The organism is Streptomyces phyllanthi (genome assembly GCF_009377205.1).
Taxonomy (GTDB): Bacteria; Actinomycetota; Actinomycetes; order Streptomycetales; family Streptomycetaceae; genus Streptomyces; species Streptomyces phyllanthi.
In genome coordinates this window covers 1-20,907 of sequence record NZ_VJZE01000127.1, presented here as the reverse complement: position 1 = coordinate 20,907, position 20,907 = coordinate 1, and the positions used below count along the sequence as shown (strand labels likewise).

18 protein-coding genes and 1 pseudogene are annotated in these 20,907 nt (G+C 71.7%); 6 read left to right on the top strand and 13 right to left on the bottom strand.

All coding sequences use genetic code 11. The annotated features are described in order from the left end of the window. Both FNH04_RS19540 and FNH04_RS19535 read left to right on the top strand, forming a co-directional pair. Nucleotides 1-1,103, top strand: a 1,103-nt coding sequence (locus FNH04_RS19540; RefSeq protein WP_152785975.1) for an MFS transporter, incomplete at its 5' end; no start/stop codon positions are given. An 85-nt stretch (nt 1,104-1,188) separates the two neighbouring features. Then, entirely contained in the window at nt 1,189-2,415 is a 1,227-nt protein-coding gene (locus FNH04_RS19535; protein WP_152785973.1) for a serine hydrolase domain-containing protein, read from the top strand. 23 nt (nt 2,416-2,438) lie between these two features. On the opposite strand, the gene FNH04_RS19530 is transcribed toward FNH04_RS19535, so the two are convergent. The 4 genes from FNH04_RS19530 to ribA form a co-directional block, all read right to left on the bottom strand. Beyond that, nucleotides 2,439-3,614 carry a saccharopine dehydrogenase family protein gene (locus FNH04_RS19530; RefSeq protein WP_152785971.1) on the bottom strand — a complete coding sequence of 392 codons (1,176 nt, stop codon included), beginning with the start codon at nt 3,612-3,614 and terminating at the stop codon, nt 2,439-2,441. Then, nucleotides 3,607-4,662, bottom strand: a complete 1,056-nt coding sequence (locus FNH04_RS19525; protein WP_152785969.1) for a saccharopine dehydrogenase — start codon at nt 4,660-4,662, stop codon at nt 3,607-3,609. The genes FNH04_RS19530 and FNH04_RS19525 overlap by 8 nt, the downstream gene beginning before the upstream one ends. Beyond that, a complete protein-coding gene (locus FNH04_RS19520; RefSeq protein ID WP_322723313.1) occupies nt 4,659-5,813 on the bottom strand; it encodes an NAD(P)/FAD-dependent oxidoreductase in 1,155 nt (384 codons plus the stop codon). The genes FNH04_RS19525 and FNH04_RS19520 overlap by 4 nt, the downstream gene beginning before the upstream one ends. A gap of 182 nt (nt 5,814-5,995) precedes the next feature. Next, nucleotides 5,996-6,661 (bottom strand): GTP cyclohydrolase II, encoded by a 666-nt coding sequence (gene ribA / locus FNH04_RS19515; RefSeq protein WP_152785967.1) that lies wholly within the window; start codon nt 6,659-6,661, stop codon nt 5,996-5,998. A gap of 78 nt (nt 6,662-6,739) precedes the next feature. On the opposite strand from ribA, the pseudogene FNH04_RS19510 reads away from it, so the two are divergent. Next, nucleotides 6,740-7,516 (top strand): annotated as a pseudogene (locus FNH04_RS19510) (creatininase family protein); the annotation flags it as partial. On the opposite strand, the gene FNH04_RS47760 reads toward FNH04_RS19510, so the two are convergent. The 5 genes from FNH04_RS47760 to FNH04_RS19485 all read right to left on the bottom strand — a co-directional run bounded on the left by FNH04_RS47760 (nt 7,399) and on the right by FNH04_RS19485 (nt 13,126). After that, nucleotides 7,399-8,646, bottom strand: coding sequence for a lysylphosphatidylglycerol synthase transmembrane domain-containing protein (locus FNH04_RS47760; RefSeq protein WP_386574103.1), 1,248 nt, complete (start codon nt 8,644-8,646; stop codon nt 7,399-7,401). The pseudogene FNH04_RS19510 and the gene FNH04_RS47760 sit on opposite strands and share 118 nt — an antisense overlap. 221 nt (nt 8,647-8,867) lie before the next feature. Beyond that, nucleotides 8,868-9,839, bottom strand: a complete 972-nt coding sequence (locus FNH04_RS19500; protein WP_386573924.1) for a methyltransferase domain-containing protein — start codon at nt 9,837-9,839, stop codon at nt 8,868-8,870. Between the two features lies 1 nt (nt 9,840). Further along, complete coding sequence (locus tag FNH04_RS19495; RefSeq protein ID WP_152785979.1) at nt 9,841-10,998, bottom strand: glycosyltransferase family 4 protein; 1,158 nt, start codon at nt 10,996-10,998, stop codon at nt 9,841-9,843. A gap of 572 nt (nt 10,999-11,570) precedes the next feature. Then, on the bottom strand, nt 11,571-11,969 hold the full coding sequence (locus FNH04_RS19490) for a 6-pyruvoyl trahydropterin synthase family protein (protein WP_152785961.1): 399 nt from the start codon (nt 11,967-11,969) through the stop codon (nt 11,571-11,573). Nucleotides 11,970-12,145: 176 nt separating this feature from the next. Continuing rightward, nucleotides 12,146-13,126, bottom strand: coding sequence for a zinc-dependent alcohol dehydrogenase (locus FNH04_RS19485; RefSeq protein WP_152785959.1), 981 nt, complete (start codon nt 13,124-13,126; stop codon nt 12,146-12,148). A gap of 107 nt (nt 13,127-13,233) precedes the next feature. On the opposite strand from FNH04_RS19485, the gene FNH04_RS19480 reads away from it, so the two are divergent. Then, nucleotides 13,234-14,175, top strand: a complete 942-nt coding sequence (locus FNH04_RS19480) for a CDP-alcohol phosphatidyltransferase family protein (protein WP_322723312.1) — start codon at nt 13,234-13,236, stop codon at nt 14,173-14,175. Nucleotides 14,176-14,506: 331 nt separating this feature from the next. Here the strand turns inward: FNH04_RS19480 and FNH04_RS19475 are convergent, their stop codons facing one another. Next, the gene (locus FNH04_RS19475; RefSeq protein ID WP_152785957.1) at nt 14,507-15,427 is read right to left on the bottom strand and encodes an ADP-ribosylglycohydrolase family protein; all 921 of its coding nucleotides are present in this window, start codon (nt 15,425-15,427) and stop codon (nt 14,507-14,509) included. Nucleotides 15,428-15,803: 376 nt separating this feature from the next. Here FNH04_RS19475 and FNH04_RS19470 point away from each other — a divergent pair, with 376 nt between their 5' ends. Next, nucleotides 15,804-19,118 carry a type ISP restriction/modification enzyme gene (locus FNH04_RS19470; RefSeq protein ID WP_322723311.1) on the top strand — a complete coding sequence of 1,105 codons (3,315 nt, stop codon included), beginning with the start codon at nt 15,804-15,806 and terminating at the stop codon, nt 19,116-19,118. 52 nt (nt 19,119-19,170) lie between these two features. Here the strand turns inward: FNH04_RS19470 and FNH04_RS19465 are convergent, their stop codons facing one another. Continuing rightward, nucleotides 19,171-19,563: a hypothetical protein gene (locus FNH04_RS19465; protein ID WP_152785955.1), complete on the bottom strand. Its 393-nt coding sequence runs from the start codon at nt 19,561-19,563 to the stop codon at nt 19,171-19,173. 99 nt (nt 19,564-19,662) lie between these two features. Here FNH04_RS19465 and FNH04_RS19460 point away from each other — a divergent pair, with 99 nt between their 5' ends. Continuing rightward, complete coding sequence (locus tag FNH04_RS19460) at nt 19,663-20,079, top strand: hypothetical protein (protein WP_152785953.1); 417 nt, start codon at nt 19,663-19,665, stop codon at nt 20,077-20,079. 67 nt (nt 20,080-20,146) lie between these two features. On the opposite strand, the gene FNH04_RS19455 is transcribed toward FNH04_RS19460, so the two are convergent. Both FNH04_RS19455 and FNH04_RS19450 read right to left on the bottom strand, forming a co-directional pair. Next, the gene (locus FNH04_RS19455) at nt 20,147-20,332 is read right to left on the bottom strand and encodes a DUF397 domain-containing protein (protein ID WP_152785951.1); all 186 of its coding nucleotides are present in this window, start codon (nt 20,330-20,332) and stop codon (nt 20,147-20,149) included. Further along, nucleotides 20,329-20,907, bottom strand: a 579-nt coding sequence (locus FNH04_RS19450) for a DUF5753 domain-containing protein (protein WP_152785949.1), incomplete at its 5' end; no start/stop codon positions are given. The genes FNH04_RS19455 and FNH04_RS19450, both read right to left, overlap by 4 nt.

Below are 20,907 nucleotides of genomic sequence, written 5' to 3'. Positions count from 1 at the left end.
TCGCGTTGCGGGTGGCCCAGGGGGTCTTCGGCGCGTTGCTGCAGCCCGCCACCCTCGGCATGCTGCGCGCCGCCTACCCGCCCGACCGGCTGGCGGTGCCCCTCGCGCTGCGCACCAGTGCGATCGGGCTGGCGGTCGCGGCCGGTCCGCTGGTGGGAGGGGTGCTGGTCACTCATCTGGGCTGGCGGTCGGTGTTCTTCCTCAACCTCGTACCCGCGCTCGTCATGGGCGCCGTGGCGCTGACGGTCCGCGTCCCGGCCCCGCGTCCGACCGGTCGGGTCCGTCTCGATCTGCCCGGTGCCTGTCTGCTCGCGGTGGCGCTCGGGCTGCTGGTGCACACGCTGGTCGGCGCGGCGGAGCGGGGGCGGCCGGCGGAGACCGTGCCCGGGCTGCTCGTCTCGGCGGGCGTGACCCTCGTGTTCGTTCGCCGTGAACGGCGCACGGCCGATCCGCTGCTGCCGCCCGCCGTGCTCGGCTCGGCGGCCGTCGGTGCGGCGCTCGGTGTCCTCGTGGCCGCGTCGGCGGCGATGCTGGGAGCGATGTTCGTCAGCAGTTACGTCCTCCAGGACGTCCTCGGCATGGATCCCCTGCGTACGAGCCTGACCGCGCTGCCGGGGGCCGTGGCGATGATGCTCGGCGCACCGGGCTCCGCCGTGCTGCTGCGCCGCCGGGGTGCCCGTGCGACGGCGCTGGCGGGTACGGGGGTCCTCACCCTCGGTGTGCTGGTGCTGTCCCGGCTCGGCGAGGGCGCCTCGACCGTGGCGCTCGGTGGAGGCTTTCTGCTGCTGGGCGCCGGTTTCGGATCGGTGATGGTCACGGCCACCGAGGTCGTCGTACGGCATGTCCCGGCGGAGTCGGCCGGTGTGGCGGGCGGGCTGCAGCAGACCGCCCTGAACGTCGGGCCCGCCCTGGGGGTCGCGGTGGCCACGGCGGTGATGTCGCTGTCGGGCGGTGTCGCGCCCGGGCCCGCGCTGACGGCGCTGGCGTGCGGGGCGGCACTCGGCGTGGTGCTCTGCGTCGGGATGCCCGGACTCGGTGGACCCCGGAGGATTGGTTCACCGTCTGTAAGGGACCATGAAAGGAGGGACGTTCGTGAACCGTAGCCCGGGTCGGGGTCGGACCGTCGAGCCGGAGCGGATGCCGCGGGCCGGGGCACGCGAGTGCGCCGGGCCGCACCGGAGGTGAAGCATGGGACGACTGCGACCAGAGGTCGAGCCGAGAGAGGCCGGACTCGACCCCAAGGCCCTGGCCCGCCTCGACCAGCACTTCGCCCACCTGGTCGACGACGGCCGCCTGCCCGGCTTTCTGGTCTCCGTGGCCCGCGGCGGCCGTGTCGCGCACCTCACGACGTACGGCCACCGCGACCGCGCGGCCGGGCTTCCCGTGGAGAGCGACACCATCTGGCGGATCTACTCGATGACGAAGCCGGTCACGTCGGTGGCCGCGCTGATCCTGGTGGAGGAGGGCCGCCTCTCCCTCGACGATCCGGTGTCCCGGTACATCCCGTCCTTCGCCGAGCCGCGGGTCCACGAGTCGGGCTCCGGGGCGGACGTCAGGACCCGCCCCGCCGAACGGCCGCTCCTGGTCCGCCACCTCATGACCCACACCGCGGGTCTGACGTTCGGCTTCTACCACTCCCACCCGGTCGACGCCCTGTACCGCGCGGCGGGCCTGGAGAACCCCGTACCGCCGGGCGCGGACCTGGCCCGGGCCTGCGACGTGTACGCGAGCCTGCCGTTGCAGTTCGAGCCGGGCACGCAGTGGAACTACTCGGTCGCCTCCAACGTCCTGGGCCGCGTCATCGAGGTCGCCTCCGGCCGGCCGCTCGACACGTTCCTCGCCGAGCGGATCTTCGGTCCGCTGGGCATGACGGACGCGGGCTTCTCCGTGACGGCCGAACAGGAGTCACGGCTCGCCGAGATGTACGGCGAGACCGATGGCGGCGGCATCCACCCGATTCCCGGCGTCCCCCTGAACGGCCGCCCCCGCTTCCTGTCCGGCAGTGGGGGCATGGCCGCCACGGCCCACGACTACCACCGCTTCATGGAGTTCCTGCGCCGCCGCGGCGAACTCGACGGCACCCGTCTGCTCTCCCCCGGATCCGTCACCGCCATGGCCTCCAACCAGCTCCCGGACAACGCGGACCTGCGCTCCTTCGGCAGCCCGCCGCACCGGCTGCCGAGCAACGCGGGCGTCGGCTTCGGCCTGGGCGTCTCGGTGGTCATCGACCCCGAGGCGACCGAAACCCCGTCGTCCCGGGGCGTGTTCGGCTGGAGCGGAGTCGCGACCACGACCTTCTGGGTGGACCCGCTGCGGGATCTCACCGTCCAGTTCATGACCCAGGTCCGCCCGGTCTCGTCCAACCCTGTCTTCCCGGAGCTGCGGCGGCTGGCGCACGAGGCGGTGGTGGCCTGATCACCCAGGCCCTCAGCCCTCCCTCACTCCTCCGACCGGAACGTGAACCCGACCCCCTCGCCCGCCAGTTCGGTGAGCCACTCCTCCGACCGGTTGGCCGTCTCCGCCGCCCGGCTGAGCCCCGGCGGAAGCGAGCCGTCGAGGATGTGGCGCACCCCGAGGGCGAGGGGGCGGGACACGCAGCGGGCCATGGCGCTCTCCTCGGCCGTGCCGACGGCGTCGAGGAGGTAGCGACCCGACCAGGTCTCGCCCGAACCGCCCGTCACATCGAGGGACACGGCGAGGACGACCCGGTCCCGGTCGGCCTCGGTGGTGGGGTGGGCCGCCGCCAGCTCCCGGGCGAGCGCGGAGATCCGCTCGTCGTCGCCGCGTTCGAGCTCGGCGAAGACCGGCGCCCAGGCGGTCAGCCAGCCGTCGAGGCGGAGGGTGCCGCGGACGAAGGTGCGGGGCTTCCAGGCAGCCGGCAGGGCGTACTGCTCGACGAAGGGCACGCTGTCGCGGTTGGGGTAGACCTCGAAGGTCTCGTCGTCGATGACATGGGGGCGGGTCGCCTCCCAGGGGCGCGCCGCCGTCGTCTCCGCGCCGTCCTCGATATAGCGGGCCGGTGCGCGCAGGGCGTTGAGAACGCCCGCCGGGGCCCAGCTGAAGCGGTACCTGAAGTCGTTCGGTACGGCCGGGATGCCGCCGCAGTAGGAGGTGAGGGTGCAGGAGGCCGCGATGCCGGCGCCTACGGCCTGCTCGGCCCGTGCGATCAGGCTGTGGGCGAAGAGGTGGTCGATGCCGGGGTCCAGGCCCGCCTCGGTGAGCACGGTCAGGCCCGCCGCCCCGGCCGCCGGTATCAGGTCGAGGACCGCGTCCGACACATAGCTGGAGCAGGCGAAGTGGGCCTGCCGGGCGATGGCGGTGGCCAGCAGCGCCGCGTGCTCCGGGGCCGGGAGCATCGAGACGACCACGTCTCCGGGCGCGAGGGCGGCCTCGAGTGCGGGGAGTGTGTGGGCGCGCGGTTCGGCGCGGCCCGTCAGGCCCAGGTCCGCCAGGGCCCGCTCGGCGCGTTCCTCGGTGCGGTGCCAGAGCAGTAAGCGGTCGGCGGTGCCGCACAGGGCGGCGAGACCGCTGCCCGTGGAGAGGCCCGCGCCGATCCAGTGGACGGTGCCGCTCGCGGGAACCGCGTCGCCGCCCGCGCGGACTGCGTCAGTCATGGTCGAACTTCCTTTCCGCCATGCCCAGTTCCTGGCATGCATCCGTGAAACGGTCCAGACAGCGGCCCCACGGTCCGGTGACGCCGAAGTCGAGGAGCTGGAGCACCAGCGCCGCGGAGAAGTCGTTGCTCGCCTCCTCCGGCAGCAGGGAGGGGAGGTTGTCGATGGCGATCAGGTCGAGCACGGGCCGCTCGCGCAGCCGGCGGACGGGGTGGTCCCACCCGGTGGTCGTGTCGTAGACCGGCAGGACGTTCATCGGTGAGCCCACGTCGACGGTGACGTCCGCGAGGGTGCGCAGCCTGCGGTCCGGCTCGTCGAGGTCCTTGTCCGTCAGGAAGGGCGGGACCGGCGTTGTCGTCAGCACGGTATTGACCATCAGCTCGTGGTCCAGGAGGGCGCGGCGGTCCAGGTCGCGGGTCTCGGCCAGGTCCCAGCAGGTGGGCTCGATCCCGGCCTCGAGCAGCGCCACCCGCGCGCCCCGGCCGCAGCGGCCCAGGGCTCCGATCACCAGCGCGGTCAGCTCCCCCTCGCTCGCCCGGAGGCGCGCTTCCACGGCCTCCTTCGTCGTGGGCTGGAGCGGGGCGTCCAGGGCACCCCGGTGGTGGAGCACGGCGAGGGCCGCACCCATGTACCCGGCCCAGTACCCGAAGGCGGCGAGGCGGCGCCCGTCGTCGTCGACCAGGTACTCCAGGTCCAGCAGCAGACCTCCCCCGGTGACGAACCGGCGCAGCAGCGCCTCCGCTCCGGGCTGCCCCTTGTAGGCGTGCCCGAAGAAGATATGGCGGTGCGTCAACCGGGTCGGCTCGTCCGGGAGTTCCTTCAGCCCGACGATCACCGCTTCCTTGGGCGCCGACACCCAGGAGCCCGCGGCCGCGACGCGGCACCCGACCGCCTCGTACTCCTCGACCGGGAAGACCCGCTGGGGCGACTCCTCCACGGTCAGCGTCACGCCGTCTGCGACGAGCCGGGCGGCGTCCGAGGGGACGATCGGGGTGCGGCGTTCGGTGGTACGGGTCTCGTGGCGGAGCCACAGGTGGAGCTGGGTCATACCAGGTTGACCTCCGGGCGTGCGGCGTCGGCGGCGAACCGGTCGACGCTCAGGGGGCTGATGTCGACGAAGGGTACGCGGCCCAGGTACAGGTCGCGGACCACCTCGCCGACGGCCGGGCCCTGGAGGAAGCCGTGGCCGGAGAATCCGGTGGCGTACAGGAAGCGGGAGCACGAACCCGCCTCGCCGATCAGCGCGTTGTGGTCCGGGGTGATCTCGTACAGGCCCGCCCAGCCGCCCGTCCGGCGCAGGTCGAGCAGGGCCGGGGCGCGCCGCTCCATGGCCTCGTACAGGCGAGGCATCCAGCGGTCGTGGGTGTCGGTGGCGAAACCGGGTGTCTCGTCGGGGTCGGACATGCCGAGGAGGAGGCCGGGGCCCTCGCCGTGGAAGTAGAGGCTGGACGTGAAGTCGATCGTCATGGGAAGGCCGGGCGGCAGGTCCGGGACCGGTTCGGTGACGGCGATCTGGCGGCGCAGAGGCTCCACCGGGAGGTCCACGCCCACCATGGCGCCGACGGACCGGGACCAGGGGCCGGCCGCGCAGACGACGGTGTCGGTGGCGATACGGCCCCGGCTGGTGACCACCGCCGTGATGGTGTCCCCGCGCGTCTCGATGCCGGTGACCTCGCAGTGCCGCAGCACGGTCGCGCCGTGGCGGCGGGCCCCTGCGGCGTAGCCGTGGACCACGGACTCGGGTGTGCAGTGGCCGTCGTCGGGGGAGAACGCGGCGGCCAGCAGGCCGTCGGTGGTGATCAGCGGGCAGAGGCGGCGCGCCTCGGCGGGGTCGAGCAGGCGGCTCGGTACGCCCAGGGAGTTCTGCAGCCGTACGCCCGCCTCGAACTGGGCGACCTCCTGCGGGGTCGACAGCAGGAAGAGATAGCCGACGCGGTGGAGTCCGATGTCGTGGCCCGGCTCCGCTCCGAAGCGGGCGAACGCCTCGAGGCTGCGGGCGCCGAGCTGGATGTTGAGTTCGTCGGAGAACTGGGCGCGTACGCCGCCCGCGGCCCGTGCGGTCGAGCCGGAGGCCAGTTCGTCGCGCTCGACCAGGATGACGTCGGGGACGCCGGAGCGGGCGAGGTGGTAGGCGATGCTCGTGCCCATGACTCCGCCGCCGATGACGACCACCGCCCCGCGAAGGAGTTCCTGCGTCACGGGCACTGCCCCTTTCTTCGGCTGCGTGTTCGACCCATCAGGTCTTCCACCACGGGCAGCCGTTCATGCGGCGCGTGAGCGCGGCGGCCGGCGTCGCGTGTGCGTCGCCGTGGCCGCCGCGGACCTCGCGCTCAGGGGCTCGGAGTGCCTCTCGCCGGGAGCCGGAGGGCTCGTCAGGAGCCTCAGGAGGAACGGACCGCCGCCTCCAGGTGCGGCAGATAGTGGTCGAGGCGCTCCCGCTTGGTACGCAGATAGGCGATGTTGTCCTCGCACGGCGTTATCAGCAGCGGTACCTGCTCGTCGACCGTGATGCCGTGCCGCAGCAGCGCCTCGCGCTTGCGCGGGTTGTTCGACATCAGCCGCACGGAGCGGACGCCGAGGTCGTGCAGCATCTCCGCCGCGACCCGGTAGTCGCGGGCGTCCACCGGCAGTCCGAGCGCGATGTTCGCCTCGACCGTGTCGAGGCCCTCCGACTGGAGCTTCATCGCCTGCAGTTTGGCGAGCAGTCCGATTCCGCGGCCCTCGTGCCCGCGGAGGTAGACGAGGACGCCCCGGCCCTCGGCCACGATGGACCGCAGCGCGCTGTCGAGCTGGTCGCCGCACTCGCAGTGCTGGGAGCCGAACGCGTCACCGGTGAGGCACTCCGAGTGCAGCCGGGTGAGAATTCCCTCACCGCCGACTTCGGTGATGTCGCCGTACACCAGCGCCACTTGTTCCTCACCGCGGTCCTGGTCCAGGTAGCCGACGGCCTCGAAGTCGCCGTACACGGTGGGCAGAGGTGCATTCACCACGCGTACGGCACCGGAGGACTGGGCATTCGCGCCGAGTACGTCAACAGTTTCTGTCATGATCTGGTTCCTATCTGGTAAGCCCTGGCGTCATGCGAAAATGCCGGAGCATCAGCAGAGACGAAAGGCCGTGAAAACATGAGCAGTTCGGTATCGCAGCCGACTCCGGCTCCGGAGGGGCCGCTGCCGACGGTGTCCGCCCTGGTCCCGGCGGACACCACCGAGGACGTACGGGCACGGGGAGCGGACATGGCCCGCCAGGTCGCCGTCCTGCCCGTGGGCAGTCTCGAACAGCACGGCCCGTACCTGCCGTTGGCCACGGACACGCTGGTCGCCTGCGCGATAGCCCGGGAGATCGCCGCGGCGTATCCCGTGCACCTGCTGCCGCCCGTGACCATATCCTGTTCGCACGAGCACGCGACCTGGCCGGGCACGGTCAGCATCTCCGCTGTGACCCTGCACGCGGTCGTCCGGGACATCGCGGCCTCCCTGCGCCGGTCGGGCGTCGAGGCGCTGGTCGTGGTCAACGGGCACGGCGGGAACTACGTCCTGGGAAACGTGGTGCAGGAATCCACCGCCGAGGGACATCGCATGGCGCTCTTCCCGGCGATGGAGGACTGGGAAGCCGCGCGGGAGCGGGCGGGCGTGGAGACCACGCTCCTCAGTGATATGCATGCGGGAGAAATAGAGACCTCCATACTTCTGCATTGCCATCCCGAATTGGTCCGGCCCGGTTACGAGTCCGCCGATCTGCGTGCCGACGACCGCCGTCATCTGCTCTCCCTCGGTATGCCGGCCTACACCGATTCCGGTGTCATCGGCCGTCCTTCGCTGGGTTCCGCGGCGAAGGGAAAGGAGCTTCTGGCGGGGTTCGTCGAATCCTTCGGAGCGTATTTCTCCGTGGTCACTTCCGACGGCTTCCCGAAGGTCACCTCCGACGGTTTTCCGAGGGGCGCCTCCGACGGTTTTCCGAGGGGTGCCTCCGACGGCTTCTCAGACGCCTCCGACGGCTTCTCAGACGGCTCCGAGGGGGCCGTCGCCTCCTCCTGACGCCCCTGGGCCGTCCGCCGGCCCGTGCACCAGCGTGCGACGAGCACGAGGACGCCGGGCAGGGCGGCCGCGAAGCTGAGCACCCCGTACACCACGGCCACGGTCAGCCCCTGGGAGGCGCCCAGGCCCGCCGCGCCGAAGGACCAGGCGGTGACGCCCTCCCGGGGGCCCCAGCCGCCGACGTTCAGCGGCAGTCCCATGGCGAGCAGCGCCAGCAGCGCGAGGGGCATCAACTCGCCCGCCGACGCGGGGGACCCCGCCACCCGTGCCGCCAGCAGGAACATCGCGACGTACCCGGCCAGCACCACGACGGACGAGACCAGGACGGCCGGCCAGTTGCCGCGGCCGAGCAGCGCGCCGCGCGCCTCGACGAGCATCGCGCGCACGGCGAGGCCACGGCGGGACGGACCGGTCGTCCGGCCCATCCGGACCGCGGCCCAGATCGCGAGCCCGCCCAGCGCGGCGAGACCCAGCAGGGCGGTGCCCTGGCGGGTCTGCTGCAGTACCGGAGAGGGCGCGATCAGCAGGACCGTTACGCCGACCACGGCCAGCGCGGCCTGTCCCGCCGTCCGCTCCAGTACGACCGCGCGGACACCGCGCCCCATGTCCCCGGTGCTCTGCCCGTGCCGTACCGCGCGGTGGACGTCGCCCAGGACGCCGCCGGGCAGTGCCGCGTTGAGGAACAGGGCTCTGTAGTAGTCCGCCACGGCCGGGCCCAGCGGCAGCCGGATCCCCAGCCCGCGCGCCACCACGCACCAGCGCCAGGCGCTGAACACGGTGGTGAGCGCGCCGATGGCGAGTGCCGCCGCGAGGGTCGGGCCGTCGATGCGGCGCAGCCCGTCCAGGAACACACCGGTGCCGAGCCGCCAGATCAGCACCGTGATGATGGCGGTCCCGGCGAGGGTGCCGAAGTGGGTGCGCAGGGCGCGCAGCGCCCGGCCGGCAGGGCGCGCCTTGCCCGTCGGTGGCTTTGCCGTGAGTTCCTCGGTTGTCATCTGCTCGGTGGGGGACGCCTCGTGCGGGCGCGGGGCGGCCATCGCCGCAGCCTGGCCGGCGTCGGGCAGGGCCTCGCGCGGGCTCGCGGTGGACGAGCAGGTGCGCAGGGTCACGTCGGGCAGGGCCGCGTCCGGCTTGCGGCACGTCCGTACCCCGCGGGACTGAGCGCGCTCCGCGCCGGTCCGCCGGTATGCCTCGACCGCCTCCTCCACCGGCGGGCTCATGACACGCCACCCATGGGCCGGGGCAGGGCCAGTACGTCGCTGTGGTGGACCGTCACACGCAACTCGCCCGCCGCACAGGCCTCCAGGCGCTCCGCCAGATACGCCTGGGCGCGCTCCGTGAGCTCCGGGCGCTCCTCGCACGCCGCGCCGACCCAGCCGCGCAGCCACTCCTCGGCCAGCGCGGCGTGTTCGGCGCCGAGTTGCCAGGCGCTCGGGTGCAGCCGTACGGTCGCGCCCCGCTCGGAGAACGCCTCGCAGGCCACGGTCACCGCGTCGGGGCCGAGCAGGTCGCCGCGGCGCTGGTGGGCGTTGAACGCCTCGGTGATCTCGGCGTCCATGGGGTGCGAGGGTGTGAACTCCACGCGGCCGGCCACGGACAGCGTCAGCAGGGCCGGGCAGCCGGCGCCCACACAGGCCTCGGCGAGCGCGTGGATCTCGTCCCGGGTGAGCACGTCGAGCAGCGCGGAGGCCGTGATCAGCGAGGCGCCCGCGAGGTCGGCCGCGGTCAGGTCCGCGAGGTCGCCGCGGACCGTGGTGACCGTGACGGGGCTGCCGTCGGCTGCCACGCGGGGCGCCCGCGCGGCGGCCAGGCGCAGCAGGTCGGGGTCGTGGTCGCGCAGCACCCACCGCTGGGCACCGTCGAGGAGGGGCGCGAGCCAGCGGCCCATCGAGCCGGTGCCGCAGCCCAGATCGTGGATGACCAGGCCCCTGGTCCGCCCCGGCAGGTTCGCCAGCCGGATGCGCAGCGGGTCGAGGAGATCGGTGGCCCGCGCGGCGGCGTCGGCGGGCTCGCGCAACTCCAGCCACTGGGGCGCGTACTGGTGCACCTCGGGCGCGCCGTCCTGGGCGGCGGCGGCCGTGCCCTCACCGCGTCCGGCCATGCTCAGCACGGGACCGGCCGGGGTACCCGGGGCAGCGGCGGGCGGGGTGGACGTCCCGGGGTCCGCCGGGGGCATCGTCGTACTCATCTCACGCCGCCTTCCGTGGTTCGTGACGCAACTTGCCCAGCACTCCGGCCAGGCTCCGCGCCGTCGTCGCCCATCCGTCCAGCGCGGCCCGGCGGCCACGGGCTGCGGCCTTCAGACGGCGCCGTACGTCGGCCTCGCCGAACCAGCCGCGCAGTTCGGCCGCGATGGCGGCGGGGTTCTCCGGGGGGACGAGGATGCCGGGCACCCCTCCGTCGGGGGCGCGCCCGACGGCCTCGGGCAGCCCGCCGACGTCCGTGGCCAGCACGGGGATACCCCGGGCGAGGGCCTCGGTGACGGCCATGCCGTACGTCTCCGCGTAGGAGGTGAGGACCATGAGGTCGGCGGCGGCGTAGCTGGCGTCGAGTTCGGCGCCGGCCTTCGGGCCGGCCAGGTGCAGCCGGTCCTCCAGACCGAACTTCCGGACCAGTGCGCGGATGTGCTCGACGTACTCGGGCTCCTGGTCGAGCCCGCCCACCAGCACGCAGCTCCATGGCAGGTCGGTGACGGTCGCGAGGGCCTCCACCAGCCGGTGCTGTCCCTTGCGCGGGGTCACGGCGGCGACGCACAGCAGCCGGGAGACGCCGTCGGTGCCGGAGGCGAGGGGCGCGATGTCGGCGCCGGGCGCGGCGACATGGACCCGCTCGGGGGCGAGCCCGTGGTGGGACACCAGGCGCCGCACGGCCCATTCGCTGGTCGCGATCACGGCGGGCACGGCACGCAGGACCTCGCGCTCCTTGGCGTCGAGCTCCGCGGCCTCCTCGGGCTTCAGACCGGTCTCGTCGCCGAGCGGCAGGTGCACCAGCACGGCGAGGCACAGCCGTTCGGCCTCGGGGACGACGATCTCGGGGACGCCGCAGGCGACGAGGCCGTCGAGGAGGACGACCGTGCCGTCGGGCAGTTCCCGCAGGGTGCGGGCGAGTTCGGCGCGGGCGTCCGCGCCGGGCCGGGGCCAGGTGCCGTCGACCGGGTGCTTCTGGACCTGCCAGCCGAAGCCGGGCAGGTCGAGGCAGATCCGGCGGTCGTAGGCGTTGCCGCCACTCGGCCGGGTCGGGTCGTCGACGCCGCCCGGCAGCACGAAGTGCACGGAGCGCAGGGACATGGGGAGGATCTCGGCGTTCTTGAGGGGCGCGTTCTGGACGGGAACGTAGTTCAGCCTCATCTGCTCCTCACCGGACGCCGGAGCGGCGGCGACGGCCGCCTGAGTGATGGCCGCGGCCGGGCGGTGGGACGCGGCGGGGCGGTCGGTGGACGCGGCCTGACGGTCGGTGGACGCGGGCGAGTAGCCGGTGGACACGTGCGGACGGTCGGTGGAAACGGGCGTGTAGCCGGTGGACGTGGCCTGACGGTCGGTGGACGCGGCCGAGCAGCCCGTGGACACGGCCGGACGGTCGGTGGGCGCGGACGTCTTGTCGAGGCTCACGCTCGCCCTGACCGGGTGCGCGGTCGCCGGGTCCAGGTCGAGGCCGAGGGCGAGGGCCGCGGGGTCGAGATCGACGGCCGCCCGGTGCGGGCTCGCGGTCCCGTAGCCGGTGTTGGGGGTCGCCTGACCGAGATCCGCGGTCCGGTGGGCGGGGTTCGGGGTCGCCTGACCGAAGTTCGGGGTCGCCTGACCGAAGTTCGGGTTCGTCTTGCCGAGGTTCGGGTTCGTCTTGCCGAGGTTCGGGCCGGCCTGGTCGAGGTTCGAGCCGGCCTGGTCGAGGTTCGCAGTCGTGCGGCCGATGGTCATGTCGGTCACAGGCCACGCTCGTAACTCGCCCAGGCGATGTGCGACTCGTGCAGGGTGACGGTGATGCCCGCGATGCCCTTGGCGCCCTCGCCCATCGCGCCCTTGTGGATGCGCTCGGCGAGACGGTCGGCGATGACCTTGGCGAGGAACTCCGTCGAGGTGTTGGTGTTCGCGAAGTCGGGCTCGTTGTCGAGGTTTCGGTAGTTCAACTCGCCCACCACGGCCCCGAGCTCCTGCGTGGCCAGCCCGATGTCGACGACGATGTTGTCGTCGTCCAGCTCGGCGCGGCGAAACGTGGCGTCCACGAGGAACGTCGCCCCGTGCAGGCGCTGCGCGGGTCCGAAGACCTCCCCGCGGAAGCTGTGAGCGACCATGATGTGATCGCGGACGGTGATGCTGAACAACGGACGACCCTCCAGGTGCGGTGCGTCTGCCCCCGGCCGGGGCATGCCGTGTAGTACGGCTGGTCCCTACCCGTTGTTCAGACCTCTTTCGCGGTTTCTCCGGAGGTCAGAGTTCCCTTCGAGCTGCTCAGGGTCGGGTGGGACCGCTGGGGTATCGGACGGGTGGGCGGCTGGGCTCAGTGCGTGTCGTACAGGACACGATGGCAGAGCCCGGGTAGTTCACCGGAGGTGAGCCGGGGCATGACGTCCGGGAGTTCCTCGAAGCCGCACTCCCCTGTGACGAGCGCGTCGAAGGCCGGGTCGGCGAGCAGCCCGAGGGCGAGCGCGAGGCGGTCGGCGTACGTACGGCTGGAGCGCCGCGCCGGGGAGACGGTGCCCACCTGGCTGCTGCGTACGGCGAGCCGCCGCGAGTGGAATGCCTCACCGAGCGGCAGGGCGACCCGCCGGTCGCCGTACCAGCTGAGCTCGACGACCGTGCCCTCGTCCCGCAGGAGTTCCAGCGAGCGGGCGAGCCCCTGCTCGGTGGCGCTGGCGTGCACGACGAGGTCGCACTCCCCCAGCGCGTCGGCGGGCAGCGCGAAGTCGACACCGAGGGCGCCGGCGACGGCAGCGCGCTCGGGGTCGGCGTCGACGAGCTGGACGCGCACTCCCGGGTACCGGGCGAGCAGGGCGGCGACGGAGCACCCGACCATGCCTCCACCCACCACGGCGATCCGGTCACCGATCAACGGCGCCGCGTCCCACAACGCGTTGACCGCGGTCTCCACGGTCCCGGCGAGGACCGCGCGCGTGGCGGGCACGGTGTCGGGGACGACGGTGACGGCGCTCGCGGGCACCACGAACCGGGTCTGGTGCGGATACAGACAGAAGACGGTCCGCCCGGCCAGCTCCTCTGGCCCCTGCTCCACGCGTCCGACGCTGAGGTAGCCGTACTTCACGGGCCCAGGGAACTCGCCCTCCTGGAAGGGCGCGCGCATCGCCGCGTACTGGCTCTCGGGCACGCCGCCACGGAAGACGAGCGTCTCGGTGCCGCGGCTGACACCGGTGCACAGAGCCCGTACGAGCACCTCGTCCGGGCCGGGCTCCGGCACCGCGACGTCCCTGATCTCACCCTGTCCGGGCGAGCGGAGCCAGAAGGCGCGGGCTGTGTGTTTCATGTGGGTCTTTCTGAACGGTTCGGCGATTCTCCACGTACGCAGCAGTGGGAGTCGCGCACACGGTACGCGGCGATGATCGACTCTGTCACACGTTCGGAAGGTATGCGGTGGCCCTGAACAACACCTACGACACGCGGCCGTTGCTCCAGGAGACGGCGGTGGGCGCGGGCGCACAGCTCCTGCTCCTCGCCTACCTGGGTACGGCGATCGGGATGGGCCCGGCGGGCTGGCTGACGGGTCTGGCGTTCGCGCTCGCCACCTGGGCGGTCCTGAACCGTGCCCTGCGCCGCACCCGCCCCCGCTCCTTCGGCCCGGCCAACCGCGTCACGCTCGGCCGGGCGATACTCGTGGGCGGTGTCACGGCCCTGGTCGCCGACTCCTTCCAGAGCTCTCCGCCGGTCACCCTCTTCGTCGGCCTCACCGCGGTGGCCCTCATCCTCGACGGCGTGGACGGCAAGGTGGCCCGCCGCACGGGCACCTCGACGGCCCTGGGCGCGCGCTTCGACATGGAGGTCGACGCGTTCCTGATCCTGGTGCTGAGCGTGTACGTGTCGATGGCGCTCGGCCCGTGGGTGCTGCTGATCGGCGTCATGCGGTACGCCTTCGTCGCCGCCGCCCGCGTGATGCCGTGGCTGAACGGCTCGCTCCCGCACAGCATGGCCCGCAAGACGGTGGCGGCGATCCAGGGCGTCGTCCTGCTGGCGGCGGCATCCGGATGGCTGCCGTACGCCGCCACCTTCGCCCTGGTCGCGGTGGCGCTGGGCTCGCTGCTGTGGTCCTTCGGACGGGACATCGCGTGGCTGTTCCGGACGCGGGAGGAGCGGACGGGGTCGTCGGCCGTCCTCGTCCGGACGGCCCGTGAGGGCGAGACCACGGGGCTCGCCGCCACCGACGGCGCCGCGCAGCACGATCTCGTCCCGGCCGCGCGGCCGACGGTACGGCTCGTCTCCACCACCGAGGCGCCGGCCTCCGCAAGCGCGAGCGCCGTACACGAGGCCGAGACCCTGGCCCGCCTCGCCCGCCGAAAGGCCGAACTCGCCGTCGGATGACTCGGGTCCGGGTCCCATGCCCCGGGGGGCCGGCCCGGCACAGCCCGGCGAAGACGACCCGCGACGGGGTTCCGGACAGCCACCGTACGACCCGGTGGGGCCCGTCCGACGGTCCGGCAGGGCATCGCGACCGCGAGGATCACGACCGCGAGGACCACGGAGACGCTCCGGCCCCCCGGCCACAGACAACGTCTCCGCACATGGTGTACGCCTCGAAGGCGGGCCCCCGGAACCACCCTCCGTCCACCATGTGCGTGGACGTGCCCTGACGCCACGCCGGGCGGCGACGGACGGCGGCCGCCCCCGTTCACTCGACTCACTCGATGCCCTGTCACCCCGCCGCGAGGGAGTCCCAGCCGCTCCACGCGGACAGGTCCTCGCGCGCTTGCCGCCAGGTGGCCGGGACGCTGTCCGTGCCGGTGCGGGCGGCGACGACACCTCCCGCGACGGCGCAGGTCGTGTCACGGTCGCCCCAGCCGGCGACGGTCTGCCACAGCGCCTCGGCCAGGTCGTCCAGGTGCCCTGCGGCAGACCAGAGGGCGAAGGGCACCGTGTCCGGAGCCGAGATCAGCGTTCCCGAGCCCAGTACGGACGCCGCATGGCGCACTGAGGTGCGCTCGGGGAAGCCGGCGGCCACCAGCAGCCCGGAGCGGACGTCGCTGTCCGGCACGTGCGAGGCGACCTCCCGCAGGAACTCGGCGCGCAAAGACGCGTCCTCCTGCTCGCCGACCGCTGCCAGCGCGGCCGCGACAGCCACGGCCACCGCGCCCGCGACGGCCTCCGGGTGAGCGTGGGTGGTCAGCGCGGACAGCCGGGCCTGCTCGGCAGCGGCTGCCAGATCGTCCCGGAACCAGGCTCCCAGCGGGGCGACCCGCATCGCGGCGCCGTTGCCGTACGATCCCTGTCCGCCGAACTGTCCCCCGGTGACGGTCTGCCAGTGCTCGCCCTCGCCGATACGCCGCAGCACGCCGTGCATGGACGGGCCGTACTGCCGTCCCGGGTCCCGGTGGTACTCGTCGGCGAACTCCCGTGCCAGGCGGTCCGGCTGAATCTCCCCATGAGCCATCAGATGGGCGAACAGGACGAGCGCCATGGCCGAATCGTCCGTCCACGGCCACGGCGCGGGTCGCAGGTCCCGCGCAGCCCACATCTCCTCCAGGGGCTCGTCCGAGCGCGTGAACCAGCTCTCCCCGAAGGCATCCCCCATGACAAGCCCGTCCAGGCTGGCGCGGGCATGCTGCGGACTGCTCATGGCGAAGCTCCTCCGGATGACGGGTGATCACGGCATTCTCGCCCGTGAGCCGGCCGGCGTGCGAGCGGATTGCCGGGCGGCCGCGGGCCCGGGTCGACGGCCGAGGAGGCTGGTCCGGGCGCGGGGCCAAAGGAACGGGAGACGATGCGACGCGTCCCGATCGGCGCCCTCTCGAGAGTCCATCGAACCGAGTGTCACCGCGAGATCACCTTGGATGGGGCGCTTTGGTGCCTTACTCGAAAAGACCGGGACAGCAGCATGGACAACATCATGACGTTCCGTCACGATCCTTGGACACAGAGCATCTGACGCACATCTTCGATGACGGTCCCGGAGCGTGATGGACCGGGGCCCTTCTCATTCCGGGGGTGAGGACGTGCCTGAGGACGAGTACGGCTGGTTGCGCGCGGCCGTGTCCGAGTTCGGACGGCAGTGCCGGCGGAAGCTGTCCGGCGGCGGTGGTCCGGAGTCCGCGATACGAGGCCCCCTGGAGGTGCTGCTCCGCGCCGTCGGTGAGCACCACCAGCACCATGAGGTCACCTGGCACGACGAGTTCCGCATCCCCGGCCTGGGAGTCCGCCCCGACTACGCGGTACGCGCGAAGGGCGAACTCACCGGTTACATCGAGTTGAAGAAGCCCGGACTCCCGGTGGATCCTGACACCTTCAACAAGGCCAACCGTGAGCAGTGGCAGAAGCTGCGGGACCTGCCCAATCTCCTCTATTCCAACGGCACCGAGTGGCGGCTCTTCCGCCATGGCGAGCAGTTCGGTGAGCCGGTCTTCTTCCGGGGAGCGCTCAATGACGCCGGTGAAAGGCTCACCCCCGTCGACGCGGCGGCGTTCGACGCGCTGCTGAGGCAGTTCCTGCGCTGGTCTCCGCCACGGATCACGCAGGTGTCGCGCCTGGTCCAGCACATCGCACCGCTGTGCCGTCTGCTGCGCTCCACCGTGCTCGAGCAACTGACCTTCGAGGCCGTGTCGTCGGCGGCCGACGACGACACACGCGCCCGCCCCTTCACGGGCCTCCGGAACGACTGGCGGCGATTACTGTTCCCGACGGCCGATGATGCCACGTTCGCCGACGGCTACGCGCAGACGGTGACCTTCGCCCTGCTGCTGGCCCGCACGGAGGAGATCCCTCTCGCGCCCAACGCCTTCCATGAGATCGGCCGCCGGCTGGACGCCGGCCACGCCCTCATGGGCAAGGCCCTGCAACTGCTCACTGACAACGTCAACGAGCGCTTCACCGTCACGCTGGACCTTCTGACCCGCACCATCGGGGAAGTGGACTGGCCCACGATCCGGTCGGGCAACCGTGACGCGTACCTCCACCTCTACGAGCATTTCCTCACGGTCTACGACCCGGCGCTGCGGCAGCAAAGCGGTTCGTACTACACCCCTCGCGAGATCGTCGAGGAGATGGTCCGCCTCACCGAGGACGTGCTGCGGTCCCGTCTCGGCCAGGAGCAGGGCTTCGGCGGCGACGATGTGAAGATCATCGACCCGGCCATGGGCACGGGTACCTTCCTCCACACCGTCATGGAGCGAGTGGCCGAGCAGGCCATGGGCCGCCATGGTCCCGCAATGGCCCGCGACGCCCTCTCCCGTCTCGCCTCCCGGCTGTTCGGGTTCGAACTTCAGATGGGCCCGTTCGCGGTCGCCGAGTTGCGCGCTTCCGACCTGCTCAAGAAGTACCGGGCATCGCTGCCGCGGGAGGGCCTCAACCTCTTCGTGACGGACACGCTGGACAACCCGTTCGTGGAGGAGGAGTACCTGGCCTCCACATACAGCGCTCTCTCCGACTCCCGCAGACGTGCCAATCGCATCAAGGCCAGAACCCCGGTCACAGCGGTGATCGCGAACCCTCCCTACGACGACAAGGCGGAGGGCCGCGGCGGCTGGGTGGAGAAACGCGCCGACAGCCAGGAACCGGCGCTGCTCGATGACTTCCGCTACCCGGACAATGGGCGCTACGAGCACGTGCTCAAGAACATGCACGTGTACTTCTGGCGCTGGGCGGCCTGGAAGGTCTTCGACGCCCACCCGGAGGACCGGCACGGAGTGGTCTGCCTCATCACTCCGTCGGGATGGGCCACCGGCCCCGGCGGACGCGGTATGCGTGACTATCTGCGCCGTACGTGCGACGAGGGATGGATCATCAACCTCTCGCCCGAGGGCCAGCGCGCGCCGGTCGCCGGCCGTGTCTTCCCCGGCGTGGCCCAGCCTCTCGCCATCCACCTCTTCGTACGCAGGGCCGGCACGCTGCGGAAGCCGGAGCACCGGGCCCGTGTCCACTACCGGGAGGTCAGCGGGCGGCGGGCGGACAAGTACCGCCAGATCAGGGAGATACGCCTGGACGACGACGGCTGGCGCGACGCGCACGACGAGAGCCCTCGCCCGTTCACACCGTCCACCCGCTCGGGGTGGGAGGACTTCCCGGAGCTCACCGACCTGTTTCCCTGGGGCAGCCCGGGGTCCAAGGCGAACCGCTCGTGGGTCAGCGCGCCCTCTCCCGAGACCCTGCGCCGCCGATGGGCCCGGATGGTCCGCGAGACCGATCCCGCGGAGAAGTCGAAGCTGTTCAAGGAGACCCGCGACCGGACCCTCACCACCAAGCGGGAAGGCCTGCCGGGGCACGACGGCCCGGCTCGGCCCCTTGTGCAGGAGACCGTCACCACGCCCCCACTCGTACGTATCGCCCTGCGCAGCTTCGACCGACAGCACCTGATCGCGGACAACCGCGTGCTCGACTATCCCAGGCCCGATCTGTGGGCCTCCCTCCAGCCCGGCCAGATCTTCCTCATCCAGCAGACGTCACACGCCATCGACTCCGGTGCCGCGCTGGTGGCGACCCACCTGCTGCCCGACACGCACCATTTCAACGGCCGCGGTGGCAGAACCATGCCCCTGCTCCACCCCGACGGCTCCCCCAACACCGCCACCGGCCTGTTGCCGTACCTCGCCCGGATCCTGGGTGTGGAACGGGTCACCGCGCAGGACCTGGCCGCGTACGCGGTCGCCGTTGCCGGGCACGGAGGATTCACCGAGCGGTTCAGGGAGGAACTCCTGACCCCGGGCGTACGCCTCCCGCTCACCCGCCAGCGCGAGTTGTGGGAGACAGCTGTACGGCTGGGCCGTGAGGTGCTGTGGGCCTCGACGTACGGCGAACGCCTCGCGGACGCGTCGGCAGGGCGCCCCGCCGGGAACGTCCTCTTCCCGTACGGCGACGAGCGGCAGGTGCAGTACCTGACCCACATCGGCGACGACGTGCCGGACGGCATCCGCCACGACGCCGGGACGCAGACCCTGTACGTGGGCGAGGGTTCCTTCCGGCCCGTCCCCGAGGCGGTGTGGACGTACGACGTCGGGGGCATGCGCGTGGTCAACAAGTGGTTCGGCTACCGCAAGGCGTCTCCCACCAGCAAGAGAACCAGCCCACTGGACGACATCCACGTGGACAACTGGCCGCACGAGTGGACGACCGAGCTGATCGAGTTGCTCTCGGTTCTGCGCCGTCTCACCGACCTCTCCTCCGCCCAAAGCGCGCTGCTCGCCCGGGTTCTGGACGCCGGCACGGTGACGATGAGCGACATGGACGGGGCCCGGGTCCTGCCCGTCGCGCCAGGGGCCCGAAAGGCCCGGCGGCGCGGCGAGGACGTGCTGTTCGGGGATGACGTGGGCGATGTGTGAGGCGCGTTCCCGAGAAGCGCACCGTCGAGGCGTTCCAGGGAAGCGTCCGCCCTCAGTCGCCGTCGACCTCCGCAAGCGCCTCGCCGAGCGACAGGCTCCCCTGCGCCAGCCGGCGCACCGCCCGCGCCAGCCGGGGGCTCATGTGGGCCGCCTCTTCGGCCAGTTGTGCCACCGCGGCCAGCCGCCGCTCGGCTTCCTCATGAGCCTTCCGGTAATGGGCCGCAGTGCCCAGAGGGGTCAGCGACAGAGCGTGTCTCTCCCGGACGACGAGTCCCAGCAGGAGCAGTTCCGGTACGTCCGCCCGGACGTCGTCCGGATCCAGCCCTCGCGCGAGACACTCCTGTTGGGCGGCCTCCGAGGTGGCGGGGTCCGGGACAGGGGCGAGGACCGCTTCGGCCAGGAGCCGGTACTGGGAACTGCTGAGTTCGAAGTGCGGCAGCGGCATGGCGTCATGCCTAGCACACCGCGCCCGTCCAGGGTCGATGGCCCGTCATCGTCCAGGCCGAGGTGCCGCACGAGAATCCGGGCCGCACACTCGCTGAACGTGTCGACGACCGCCAGGGCCTCCTCCAGAAGCATCGCGTCGAGCACGGCCTTGTCCACCGGCGGCAGGGGGTTCGTCCGTCCCAGAAGGTCACCGAGGGTGACATCGTCGCCGATAACCCGGTCGAGGGAGTCGGTGCACCGGCTGAGTCTGCGGGCCGCCTCCACCTTGATGACGATCAACAAGCACCGAAAGATGATCAGGGACCACTTCGACGAAGAAGCACTCAGACAGCGGACCGGTCTCACTGACGCCGGTAAGCAGCACCTGCGCGAGTGGATCGCTGAGGTGGAACAGTCGCTCAGCGGTCTCACGAACCAGGGTGCGGAGATCAGTACTGCGCGTGAAACAGCGTTGGAGGGAATCAAGAGCCTCCGCGACGAGGCCGAGAAGCTCGTCAGGCCAGCCGCCGACTGACCCGGCGGGCCGGTGTCCCGGCGGTGAACGTGACCCGTGACCACGCGACCGCCGGGACGAACGCGGCTCAGGCTCCCGCCGCGAACCCCACGAACCGCGCCCACTCCTCACGCCCGACGGCGAAGTGAGGACGCGTCGCGTCCTTGGAGTCCCGTACGTGAACGGCCTGTCTGGTCACGGCAATCTCGATGCAGCTGTCCCCGGAGCTGCCGCTGTAGCTGGACTTGAACCAGGCAAGTTCCGTCGTGCTCATAGTTCTCCTCGCAGTCGCTCCAGCAGGGCCCGTGAGTCTTTGGGGTTCAGTGCCTGCGAGCGCAGTGTGTCATAGCGCTGGTGGAGGAGGCTCACCTCTTTCGGGTCAGAGATCAAGCGGCCGTTTTCCTGTCCCTCGGCGTAGGCAAGTCGTCGGCCCTCGGGAGTCTCCAGGATCTGGATGGGCCCGTCCATGCAGGCGTGCAGTCCAGCATCGGGCGGCACGATCTGAAGAGTCACGTTGCGCGGTGCGCTGAGCGTGAGCACACGGTCGTACATGTCCCGCATCTGCTCCACATCGCCGAACGGGCGCCGGAATACGTGCTCTTCCACGATGAAGCTGAACGGCACATGCGGCCGCTCGTACAGCATCTTCTGCCGCTCCAACCGCGCCGCGACCTGCGCCTCCAACTGCTCGTCGGTCAACAGCGGAATGCGGTTCTCGAACAGCGCCCGCGCATAAGCCTCCGACTGCAAAAGCCCCGGCACCAGCCGACACTCATACGTACACAGACTCACCGCCATCCGCTCCAGCCGAGCCCACTCCCGGAACCAGGCCGCCAGCCCCACATCCCC

Coding starts and splice junctions, on each gene's coding strand:
- FNH04_RS19535 (WP_152785973.1), top strand. CDS start 1,189: ATGGGACGACTGCGACCAGAGGTCGAGCCGAGAGAGGCCGGACTCGAC.
- FNH04_RS19530 (WP_152785971.1), bottom strand. CDS start 3,614: ATGACTGACGCAGTCCGCGCGGGCGGCGACGCGGTTCCCGCGAGCGGC.
- FNH04_RS19525 (WP_152785969.1), bottom strand. CDS start 4,662: ATGACCCAGCTCCACCTGTGGCTCCGCCACGAGACCCGTACCACCGAA.
- ribA (WP_152785967.1), bottom strand. CDS start 6,661: ATGACAGAAACTGTTGACGTACTCGGCGCGAATGCCCAGTCCTCCGGT.
- FNH04_RS47760 (WP_386574103.1), bottom strand. CDS start 8,646: ATGACAACCGAGGAACTCACGGCAAAGCCACCGACGGGCAAGGCGCGC.
- FNH04_RS19500 (WP_386573924.1), bottom strand. CDS start 9,839: ATGAGTACGACGATGCCCCCGGCGGACCCCGGGACGTCCACCCCGCCC.
- FNH04_RS19495 (WP_152785979.1), bottom strand. CDS start 10,998: ATGAGGCTGAACTACGTTCCCGTCCAGAACGCGCCCCTCAAGAACGCC.
- FNH04_RS19485 (WP_152785959.1), bottom strand. CDS start 13,126: ATGAAACACACAGCCCGCGCCTTCTGGCTCCGCTCGCCCGGACAGGGT.
- FNH04_RS19475 (WP_152785957.1), bottom strand. CDS start 15,427: ATGAGCAGTCCGCAGCATGCCCGCGCCAGCCTGGACGGGCTTGTCATG.
- FNH04_RS19465 (WP_152785955.1), bottom strand. CDS start 19,563: ATGCCGCTGCCGCACTTCGAACTCAGCAGTTCCCAGTACCGGCTCCTG.
- FNH04_RS19455 (WP_152785951.1), bottom strand. CDS start 20,332: ATGAGCACGACGGAACTTGCCTGGTTCAAGTCCAGCTACAGCGGCAGC.